We start from the raw sequence: 7,921 nt of genomic DNA on the forward strand, positions 1-7,921 counted from the left end.
TGTCGACCGTGCTTAGAGCGGACGACAGCGCCGAATCGGCTCGCACGACAGCGATGGAACCGTTGCCCTCCCGCCGCGCCGGATCGGCCCGCCAGTACCGCGCCTGCACCGCGTGCATCGAGCGCGCCCGCGAACCGCGCGACGATGGCACCGCGATTGCCGTCCTCCACGTCCGAGGTACCGGAACCGGTGACGACCACGGCCAGTTGAGCGGGCGCGACGGCACCGTTGTCGTAGGCGATGAACCCGCCGCTACGCAGCGTCTCCAGCGCCAGCGAGAGCTCCTCGGGAGTCGACTGCGGCTGGGCAGTCTCTGCGTTGAGCAGCAGCACCGAACCCAGCAGGTCTCCAGCGAGGCTGCCCTGATCCACCGCGCCGGTGCGCAACTGCACGCCGGCCGGAATGACGTTGGTCAGGCGCGTACGAAGATCGTCACCGTTCGCCGCGGAGACGAACGAATCGGTCAGTGACACTCGGCCGGTGACGGTGGCACCCGACGCTCCGATCGACCGCGTGACTCCGTCGACATCCCCGGGGTCGGCGTCGGGGGTGGTGATGACCACAACGCTGCGATCGACCAACGTGTCTCGTAGCACCCGGCCCGATACCGCGGCGCCGAAGCCGTCGGCCGAGTTGAGCTGCTCACCGAGCTGATTGTTGGTCGCCTGCAGATCGTCCACCTGAGTTTCGAGACCGGTCTTGTCGTCCCGAAGGCCCGATACCAGTCCGCTCGAGAGCAGACCAGAACCGAGCACGATGCCGATGGCCAGTGCCACGAAGACCGCAGCCAGCGAAATGGCATGTTGGCGAAGCGAAATCACGAAAGCAACCCTTGGAACCACAGAGCGAATCGGTTCCACAGATCGATTGCCCAATCCAACGCTTCACCGCCGATGTTGGACACGGCCAACGCTACGATCACGGCAACGAGCGCCGCCAGAATCAATAGAGCGATCGCACCGCCGGACACGCGGCTGCGATACAGCGTCGCAACAGCTTTGGCGTCGACCAGCTTGGCACCAACCTTCAGACGCGTCATGAATGCGGCCGGGTTGGTGTTGCGCCGACCGCGATCGAAGAACTCGTCCAGGCTGGCCGGGCTACCGACCGACACGATCAGTGAGGCCCCGTGATGATCGGCCAACAACAGCGCAAGATCGGCAGCGGCACCGGTGGCCGGGAACGTCATGGCACCGATACCGAGATCCTGAATGCGTTCGAGACCCTGCGCATGTCCGTCGGAATCCGCTGGAAGGACCACCTCTGCACCGCATTTGAGCGTCTGCGCAGTGACGTCCTCGGGATCGCCGACGATGAGGTCGGGACGATGACCCGCCTTCATCGCGGTGTCGGCACCCGCGCCGACGCCGATGATGACGGGCGAGTACTCCTTGATGAACGGCTTGAGGTTCTTCAGATCCTCGGCGTGACCGGGACCGTCGGCCACGATCACCACATGACGACCCTCGAGGTCGATGTCGATGTCCGGCACACCGACGCCGTCGATGAGCAGCGGGCTCTCGGTTCGGATGAACTCGATCGTGTTGCCCGAGAACGCTTCGAGATGATCGACCAGACCCGTCTTGGCCTCGATCATCTTGTCCGAGATCTCTGCTTCGCTCTGCTCGTCGCCCTTGGCGAGGCGCCGATCGCCGGTGTAGACACCGCCGTCGTTGAGACGAATCTTGGTGCCGTCCTTGATCTTCTTGAAGATCTCGGTGCCGGCCGAGTCGATCAAGGTGATCCCGTTGGCCACGATCGCCTCGGGACCAAGGTTCGGGTAGCGCCCGGAGATCGAGGGCGACGCGTTGACGACCGCGAGCACACCGGCCTCGACGAGTGCATCGGCGGTCAGGCGGTCCAGGTCGAGCTCGTCGAGCACGACGATGTCACCGGGGCCGACCCGTTTGAGGAGCTTGGCCGTGTTGCGATCGACTCGCGCAATACCCGTGATTCCGGGCAGCGAATCCTGACTACGTGACAGCAGAGCCGGCATCTTCATGAGAACCATGATGACCCGATCGACACGCCCGGCGATGGAGGCGCGCCGAAACAACTACCACACTGATCACATCAGCACCAAAAGTTACAGCGCGGCTCGATCGGCGTTTGCGGTGGCCAGCAGCTCCTCGGCATGCGCGCGACCGGTCTCCGTGTCGTCCAGACCCGCGAGCATTCTCGCCAGCTCGACGACGCGTTCCGACGACGACAGTGTCCGAACCCCACTGTTCGCCGCACCCTTCTTCGCATCGGTCTTGTCGACCACCAGGTGCGTATCGGCAAACGCTGCGACCTGCGGCAAGTGCGTGACCACGATGACCTGGTGCGTGCGAGCCAACCGGCCGAGCCGACGCCCGACCTCCACGGCCGCACGGCCACCCACTCCGGCGTCGACCTCGTCGAAAACCATCGTCGCGCCCTTGTCCGAGCCCGCCAGCACCACTTCGAGCGCCAACATCACCCGCGAGAGCTCACCGCCCGACGCACTCTTGCTGATCGGAAGAGCCTGGGCACCGTCGTGCGCGGACAGACGAAACTCGACCTCGTCGACGCCATTGCTGCCCGCATGCAGTTCGGCCCCGTCGACGGCGATCGGTGCCGTGTCGGACGGACCGGCGGGAAGTGCGCGAACATCGATCTGCAGCTTCGCTTTTCCCATCGCCAGGCCCGCCAGCTCGACGCTCACCGCCTTCGAGAGCTTCACGGCGGCCTTCGCGCGAGCCGCACTGAGCTTCGACGCGGCCGCCGCGACGTCGACCGCAGCCGCGTCGACCTTGGCACTCAACTCGGCGAGCGCATCGGCCGAGGTGTCGATGTGCGAGAGCCGCTCGCGGGCGTCTTCCGCCCAGGCGATGACGCCGTCGACATCGGCGGCGTACTTACGCGTCAACGACTTCAGCTCGGCCTGCCGGTTCAGGATCGAGTCGAGCGCGCCCGGATCGGACGGCAGATCCGTCAGGTACGAGGTGAGGTCTGCCCCGATGTCGCCCACGATCGCCATCGCGTCGTTCAGTCGCGGCAGCAGCTCGGTCAGAGCCGCGTCCTCGGCATGTTCGAGGCGAGAGCGAGCCTCGCCCAGCAGATACAGCGCGGACGTCGTGTCCGACGCCTCCTCGGTACTCCCGACGAGTGCTGCCGAGGCACCTTCCGCGGTTTCGCGCAGCGAATCGAGATCGCCCAGCCGACGCACATCCTCGGCCACCGAGCGATCCTCGCCCGGCTCCGGTGCCAGGGAGTCGATCTCCTGTAGGCCGAACTGCAGCCGGTCGGCCTCCTGCGCCAGTTCGCGGCTGCGTTCGGTGCGGTCGATCAACTCGTTTCGAGCATCGAGCCACGTCTTGCGCGCGGTGCGGTACTTCGAGACCAGGGACGCCACCGCATCCCCGGCGAATCTGTCCAGGGCGGCGAGTTGCTGATCGGGACGCAGCAGACGCAACTGGTCGTTCTGACCGTGCACCGTCAGCAACGAGTCGGTGAAGTTCGACAGCACCGACGCGGGCACGCTGCGCCCACCGAGGTGCGCACGAGAGCGGCCGTCCGAGTTGACGGTACGCACGGCGATGATCGAATTGTCCTCGTCGCGTTGGCCTCCCGAGGACTCGAGTACCTTGTCGACGTCGTCGATCACCTGCTCCGACGCGGTGTCGGTACTGAATCGCCCTTCGACCACAGCACGCTGCGCGCCGAGTCGAACCCGGCCTGCGTCCGCGCGGGCACCCGACAACAGGTGCAGACTGGTGACAACCATGGTCTTACCGGCACCGGTCTCGCCGGTGAGTACGGTCAGCCCCTCGTGAAACTGTGCGCTGGCACCGGAAATGACTCCGAGGCTGTCGATCCGAATCTCTTCGAGCATCCCTACCTCGCTCTCCCCCGCCACCCGGTCACGGGCAGTTCGAATTTCTTGACCATGCGATCGGCGAACGGTGCCGAATCGAGTCGTACCCATTTGATCGGTGACGCTCCCCGAACCACCTCGACGCGAGCGCCGGCCGGCAGGCTCAAGGTGCGCCTGCCATCGCAGAATACGAATCCCGCGTGTCCGCCGGCATCGATCTCGACCGCGACGATCGACTCGGGACTGGTGACGAGCGGCCGCGCGAACAGAGCATGTGCGTTGCTCGGAATCACCAGTATCGCTTCGAGTTCCGGCCACACCACCGGCCCGCCGGCCGAGAACGCGTATGCCGTCGAACCCGTCGGTGTGGAGACCAGCACGCCGTCGCACCCGAATGCCGACACCGGTCGACCGTCGACTTCGAGGACCACCTCGAGCACTCCGAGCCGGGACCCGTTCTCGATGCTGGCTTCGTTCAGTGCCCATCCACGATCGACCACCTGGTCGCCGACGCGAATCGCGATGTCCAACGTCATGCGTTGCTCGATGCGGTAATCCCCGGCGATGACGCGGGCCAGGGCATCTTCGAGATGGTCGGCTTCGGCCTCCGCCAGGAACCCGACGTGGCCGAGGTTGATGCCGAGCACCGGTATGGACGCCGCTTGCGCGAGTTCGGCTGCGCGCAGGAAGGTCCCGTCACCGCCGAGAACGAGAACCATCTCGCAGCCTGCGGCCGCGTCCGGTCCGAACTCGACGACGTTGAGCTTCATGTCGGCGACGAACACGTGGTCGTGTTCCTCTGTTTCGGACGCCTCGATCTTCGATGGCTCGACCTCGTCCACGAGCACGCGAAGGCAGATGCCCGCTTCGTCGAACACCTTGCCCACACGACGCGCAGTTTCGGCGATGTCCGGTCGACCAGGATGGGCGACGAGAAGAATCTCTCGAGTCGACTCCCGTTCCGGTGCTGCGTGGGACGGAGTCACTGTGGTCCTTCCTCGATCGCGAGCCGGACGAGTTCCGTGATGTCGGCGCTCGGCGAGTCCTCGCCTGCACCTGCCCTCAGCCACAAAAAGTACTCGACATTGCCCGACGGCCCCGGCAGTGGGCTTGCTGCAACAGCCTGGACAGTGAGATTCGAGCTGACGGCCGCGTTGGCCACATCCTCGACGGCCTCGGCTCGCAGCGCAGGATCCCGCACCACACCACCGGAACCCACGCGATCCTTGCCGACCTCGAACTGTGGCTTGACCATCAACACCATGTTGGTGCCCGGCTTCGAGCAAGCAACGAATGCGGGAAGAACGAGCTTCAACGAGATGAACGACAGATCTGCGACGATCACGTCCACCGGTCCACCGATCGTCTCGGCGTCGATCGACCGAACGTTGGTGCGGTCGACGACGTGAACACGGTCGTCGGATTGCAGGCGCCACACCAGCTGCCCGTACCCCACGTCCACGGCAACCACCTCACGCACGCCTCGACTGAGAAGAACGTCGGTGAACCCACCGGTAGATGCACCGGCGTCCAGGCAACGAGCGTGCTCGACGGTCAAGCCGAGCGGCTCGAAAGCGCCGAGAGCGCCGAGCAACTTGTGCGCACCGCGGGATGCCCACGAGACCTCGTTGTCTTCTTCTGCCACCAGCAGCGGTGTGCCCGGCTCCACCGCGGTCGCGGGCTTCGTAGCAACGGTCCCGGCAATCTTCACCCGGCCTGCTTCGATCAACTCCGAAGCGTGCTCCCGTGATCGAGCGAGTCCACGACGAACCAGCTCGGCGTCGACACGTGCGCGACGGGCCACGTCAGGTCTTGTCGACTGTGGTCAGGGCGCGCACGAGGACCTCGTGCGCGCGGTCGAGCAGACTCGCGTCGCGCGCGAGGGCGTCGGAGTCCACAGCATCGGAACCGTCGTCGTCCGTCGACTCGATGGTGAGCTGATTCAGCAGCGAGGAAACTTCGGCGCGAACAGTGTCCGGATCTGCCGACGACTCATCGCCGACACCGCTCGGCCGGTGCTGTCCTGGTAGTGGAATAGAGCGCTCATCGCCTCTCACGCTATCGGATGGGTACGACGAACGCCCGATCGCCGCCGCTCTCCGAACGCTGCTGTCGAACGCTGTGTCAGCACCCGAGCAACGAACGCAGATCGCCGAGTCGATCCCCCTCGAAGCGGACGTCCGAGAAGGCCGAACCGGACCAGGCGACGTGCAGTGTGGCGAGCGCACCCTCGAACGCATCCGGCGTACCGTCCCCGCTGTACCGCACCGACAGCACCTCGTTCTCGATACCGACCGTCCAACCGGTCTTGCTACCGACGCTCGACGCGATCTGGTCCCTGTTCAGGACTCCGAGATCGGGGCCGATGTGCGTGGGCCGCAGATGCCGAGGAGCACGGAGCAGCTCGGCAGCGGTACTGACTCCGGTCAACACCAGCAACGACGGCAGCTCGATTTCGTTCGCCCCAGCGATGTCGGTGTCGAGCCGGTCTCCGACGACCAGTGCCGAACGTGCTCCGCTGCGCTCGATGGCGTCGTGCATGATCGGGGCGGCCGGCTTGCCGGCCACGATCGGCTCGATATCGGTGGCGTTGCGAACCGCGGCGACCATCGAGCCGTTACCCAGAACGAGTCCTCGCTCGTTCGGCAAGGTGGCATCGATGTTCGTTGCCACCCACAGCGCACCCGCACGGATGGCGAGGACGGCCTCGGCAAGCATCTTCCAGCCTGTATCGACCGAGTGACCCTGCACTACCGCGACGGGATCGTCGTCGGCAGACCTGACCGGCACCAGACCGACCTTGGTGATCTCGTTCGCCAGTGCGTCGGTGCCGACGACGAGCACGCGGGCACCCGGGTCCAGCCTGCCCGCGAGCACACGGGCACCGGCCTCGGAACTGGTGACGACGAACTCTGCAGAGGTATCGAAGCCGAGACTGCGCAGATGCTCGGCAACGTCCTCGGGGGCGCGACTGGCATTGTTCGTGACGAAGTACTGCTTCTCCGAACCACCCGACAGTGCTTCGACTGCACCGGGAATGGGGTCCTTGCCTGCATAGACGGTGCCGTCGAGGTCGAGCAGCAGCACGTCGTGGGCGTCGCGCAGCAGCGTCACTGACTGCCTCCGGACAACTCCTCGACCCGCTCTTCTGCGTCGGTCTCACCATCGACATCGGCCGCCGCAGCGTTCAGGAACCACTTCACACCTTCGTCGACGCGACCTGCTGCAACCAGCGCATCGGCGTAGACGTAGAACAGGCGAGCGGCAGCGGTTCCGGATCGCGATGCGTCGAGATCCGGGGTCTGCAGCGTGACGACGGCCTGGTCGTACTGGTTCAGATCCATCCGAGCACCTGCCACGACGATCCGAAGCTCCGACGCTTCCTCGCCGGTCAACTCACGAGCCTCGTCGCTACGACCGAGTTCGATAGCGCGCTCGGGACGTCCGAGTCCGCGCTCGCAGTCGGCCATCACCGCGATCAGACCCGGCCCGCCTGCCATGCGTCGGGCGGCGCGAAGCTCGGACAATGCTTCGGCCCACTCACCGGCGTGGTACGCCGCGATGCCTGCGGTCTCACGCACTACGGCGATGCGGCCGGCTCGCTGACGAGCAGCGCGCGCATGCAGCAGCGCCAACTGCGGATCGTCGTCGAGCAGCTTGCTGGTCATCACGAGGTGACGGGCAACGGCGGTTGCGTTGTTCTTGTCCAAGCTCAACAGGTCTCGACGCACCGCTGGTTCGAGCTGTCCGGCTTCGACCTCGTCGGGCAGATCCGGCTCATCGGGACGCGGCGGTCGACGGTCGGACGATGCGCTGTTTCCGCGCCGGTCTCCGGAGAACCCACCTTCACCGCCACGTCTGCGGGGAGGACCGTCGGAACGACGCGGGTCTCCGCGGCGGTCCTGAGCGCGGGGGTTGCGGTCTCGGGACTCGCTCGGGCGGTTGCCGCCGTCCCCTCGGGAGGGTCGACGATCGTTGTTGTCTTCCGACACGGGCGTCCTTTCGGAATTTCGATACAAACGCAAAAAGGGGACCCACCAAGTGGGTCCCCTTCTTACAACGGGTGTTCGGCGGTGTCCTACT

The 7,921-nt window shown here is 65.7% G+C and carries 7 protein-coding genes and 1 pseudogene; 1 reads left to right on the forward strand and 7 read right to left on the reverse strand.

Annotation, left to right across the window (positions count from 1 at the left end):
• The 5 genes and pseudogenes from RHBS_RS20530 to RHBS_RS20550 form a co-directional block, all read right to left on the reverse strand.
• Positions 1-821 (reverse strand): annotated as a pseudogene (locus tag RHBS_RS20530) (copper transporter); the annotation flags it as partial.
• Complete coding sequence (steA, locus tag RHBS_RS20535) at positions 818-2,002, reverse strand: putative cytokinetic ring protein SteA (RefSeq protein ID WP_128646345.1); 1,185 nt, start codon at positions 2,000-2,002, stop codon at positions 818-820. The pseudogene RHBS_RS20530 and the gene steA, both read right to left, overlap by 4 nt.
• Positions 2,003-2,086: 84 nt before the next feature.
• Positions 2,087-3,856 (reverse strand): DNA repair protein RecN, encoded by a 1,770-nt coding sequence (gene recN / locus RHBS_RS20540; protein WP_187298579.1) that lies wholly within the window; start codon positions 3,854-3,856, stop codon positions 2,087-2,089.
• A gap of 2 nt (positions 3,857-3,858) precedes the next feature.
• Positions 3,859-4,824 (reverse strand): NAD kinase, encoded by a 966-nt coding sequence (locus tag RHBS_RS20545; protein WP_128646347.1) that lies wholly within the window; start codon positions 4,822-4,824, stop codon positions 3,859-3,861.
• On the reverse strand, positions 4,821-5,642 hold the full coding sequence (locus RHBS_RS20550) for a TlyA family RNA methyltransferase (protein WP_128646348.1): 822 nt from the start codon (positions 5,640-5,642) through the stop codon (positions 4,821-4,823). Before RHBS_RS20550 ends, RHBS_RS20545 begins: the two co-directional genes overlap by 4 nt.
• A 43-nt stretch (positions 5,643-5,685) precedes the next feature.
• On the opposite strand from RHBS_RS20550, the gene RHBS_RS29190 reads away from it, so the two are divergent.
• Positions 5,686-5,868: a hypothetical protein gene (locus RHBS_RS29190; protein WP_187298578.1), complete on the forward strand. Its 183-nt coding sequence runs from the start codon at positions 5,686-5,688 to the stop codon at positions 5,866-5,868.
• A 94-nt stretch (positions 5,869-5,962) separates the two neighbouring features.
• On the opposite strand, the gene RHBS_RS20560 is transcribed toward RHBS_RS29190, so the two are convergent.
• Together RHBS_RS20560 and RHBS_RS30975 are read right to left on the reverse strand one after the other, a co-directional pair.
• The gene (locus tag RHBS_RS20560) at positions 5,963-6,952 is read right to left on the reverse strand and encodes an HAD-IIA family hydrolase (RefSeq protein ID WP_128646349.1); all 990 of its coding nucleotides are present in this window, start codon (positions 6,950-6,952) and stop codon (positions 5,963-5,965) included.
• Entirely contained in the window at positions 6,949-7,830 is an 882-nt protein-coding gene (locus RHBS_RS30975) for a hypothetical protein (RefSeq protein WP_121869732.1), read from the reverse strand. Before RHBS_RS30975 ends, RHBS_RS20560 begins: the two co-directional genes overlap by 4 nt.
• Positions 7,831-7,921 lie beyond the last annotated feature (91 nt).

This window comes from Rhodococcus sp. BS-15, from assembly GCF_000813105.1.
Taxonomy (GTDB): Bacteria; Actinomycetota; Actinomycetes; order Mycobacteriales; family Mycobacteriaceae; genus Rhodococcoides.

What these genes read in the sequence shown, in the direction of transcription:
- recN (WP_187298579.1), bottom strand. Translation starts at nt 3,856, where the DNA reads ATGCTCGAAGAGATTCGGATCGACAGCCTCGGAGTCATTTCCGGTGCC.
- steA (WP_128646345.1), bottom strand. Translation starts at nt 2,002, where the DNA reads ATGAAGATGCCGGCTCTGCTGTCACGTAGTCAGGATTCGCTGCCCGGA.